This window comes from Ruegeria sp. YTSA135, from assembly GCF_059610165.1.
Genome location: NZ_JBXWNC010000040.1, coordinates 1 through 2,183, shown reverse-complemented (window position 1 = coordinate 2,183; position 2,183 = coordinate 1). Strand labels below are relative to the sequence as shown.

The window sequence follows — 2,183 nt, the reverse complement described above, 5'->3', positions numbered from 1 at the left end:
ATGACAAATCGGTCCCCTTTTCTTTTACCAAGAATGGTATCTACTATTTCGAAAGGCGGGTCCCGAGCGATCTTTTGAAACACTACAACACGAAGAAGATCGCTTACTCCCTGCGTACAAGGTCGGTGAAGATCGCAGCAGCACAGGCGAGGCGGGCTGCGGATCAGCTGGATGATCACTGGTACTACCTGCGGTGCAAGGATGCGGAGTTGCCCGGGAAGCACCGACTTCGCGTGGCTGCGGACACAATAAGCGACGCGCTAGATGCCCCGATGTTCGAAGCGATAACGCTCTCTGAGGCTGTTGCGGTTTATCTCAAGCTCAAGGGCAACGGTCGTCCGGCCACCTTTCACCGCGCTGCGGAGCGGAGTTGTGGCTACGTGATCGACGTCGCTGGCGATAAGGACCTTCGAGCCTATACCAAGGGTGATGCAAACAAATTTCGGGACGCGCTTATTGCCCGTGGCCTGTCTGGCAGCAGCATCACTCGCATCTTCGGAACAGTTCGCTCAGTAACGAACTTCGCTGCCAGCGAGCTGGACATCTCGATGACGAACCCCTTTGGCGGCGTCTACTTCGACCGCCAAGCCGGAGTGAAAGAACGCGAGCCTTTACCAAGCAATGTGGTACGTGCCGTGCAAGGTGAATGCTTAAGGCTTGATGATGAACTTCGTTGGCTCGTGGCGTTGGTTTCTGACACAGGGATGAGACTTGCTGAGGCTGCAGGTCTTATGCTGGACGACCTCGTGATAGATGGAAAGTATCCTAAAGTAATCATTCAAGAACACCCTTGGCGACGGCTCAAGAATTCCAACAGCGCCCGTGAGATTCCATTGGTCGGCAAGGCTTTCTGGGCCGCGGGCCGCATTCTCAGCAATGCGAACGACGGCGTTCATGCCTTTCCCCGATACAACGGTAGCGGCCAAACAAACGCGAACTCAGCAAGTGCGGCTCTAAACAAGTGGCTCAAGCCGATGGTCCCGGAACGATGTACGATGCATAGCTTCCGTCATTCTATGCGTGACCGCCTGAGGGCCGTTGAATGTCCATCGGACGTGGTCGATCAAATTGGCGGTTGGCAATCTGAAGGCGTTGGTCAATCTTATGGAAGCGGGTATCCCCTAGCTGTCTTGGCGAAATGGATGGAAAGGATGACGCTGCTGCCCAAATGACCGAAAGAATTTGGATTGAGACGCTTTGAGTGATTCAGACATTGGAATAATCCTAGACAAACCGTCCGCTGCAATTAGACGCTCTGGTCAATTGACCAAAGAGGAGGTTGCCAGTGCCCTTGTCGCATACACCAAGAACGGCAATGACCTCCTAGAGGATGCGCGGTTCTTAATTTCAGGTAATCGCATGACACGCGCTGCCGCGCTCGTCGTCTTGGCGTTGGAAGAGCTTGCAAAGGTGCCATTGTTGGCGGACACCTTTCTGAAGTTCGAGCACGATGTAGATGACGAAGCTTGGAAAAAGTACTGGAAGAAGGGTGGTCATCATAAGGCGAAACAGGAAGCTCTTCTTGCCTATGGCAGCAAAATCCGAGCTGCCATGGAACAAGATCCGGTCTTCAGCCGAAGACTTTTTAGTCTCTACGCTCCAGACAATATCTTAGAGAATCTCGATTGGTTCAAACAGTCCAACTTCTATGTAGACCTTAGAGAGGATGGGGTTCACGAGCCAACTGCCACTGACGAATTCTCTGATGTTTTGGACTACTTGTTGACCTTCACTCAAGAACGCGCGGATAGCTATGCATCTTGGCACGTTTCTTACCGACGTGCAGGTGACTGGCTCGCGTTAGCACTGGGAGAAACCCCGCATACCAGACACTGGACAAAGAGCCTCAAGTTGCAGGAGGTAGAAGCCGATTTTCTGTATCAACTTGGGGCCATGAGCGCGTCAATGGTGCCCGACTATTCCTCGTTTCATGATTACCTCGCGAGCTATCTTGCAGAGCAAGTGTCGAAGCAGCGGATCGGCAAGGCGCTGATTTCGGTAGCCCACCAGATGTCCTCAAGATTGGGACTGTCCGACTCACTCCCCTTGTACCGGCAGAGATACTACGGTGCGGTTAAGTTGTTGCTCTCCATATCGGATCGCACCGCAGAACTAGGTTTGGGGGCGACCTTTGGAAAGCAGTTGAAAGAAGCAGCAATGCCCAAACCATAGGCTTTGGGGCA

The 2,183-nt window shown here is 53.0% G+C and carries 2 protein-coding genes; both read left to right on the top strand.

Translation table 11 applies throughout. The features are described from left to right. On the top strand, positions 1 to 1,172 hold a 1,172-nt coding region (locus AC2FIT_RS22490; RefSeq protein ID WP_496832635.1), incomplete at its 5' end, for a DUF6538 domain-containing protein. Between the two features lie 25 nt (positions 1,173 to 1,197). Further along, on the top strand, positions 1,198 to 2,172 hold the full coding sequence (locus AC2FIT_RS22485) for an AbiV family abortive infection protein (RefSeq protein ID WP_496832633.1): 975 nt from the start codon (positions 1,198 to 1,200) through the stop codon (positions 2,170 to 2,172). The last annotated feature ends 11 nt before the right edge of the window (positions 2,173 to 2,183 follow it).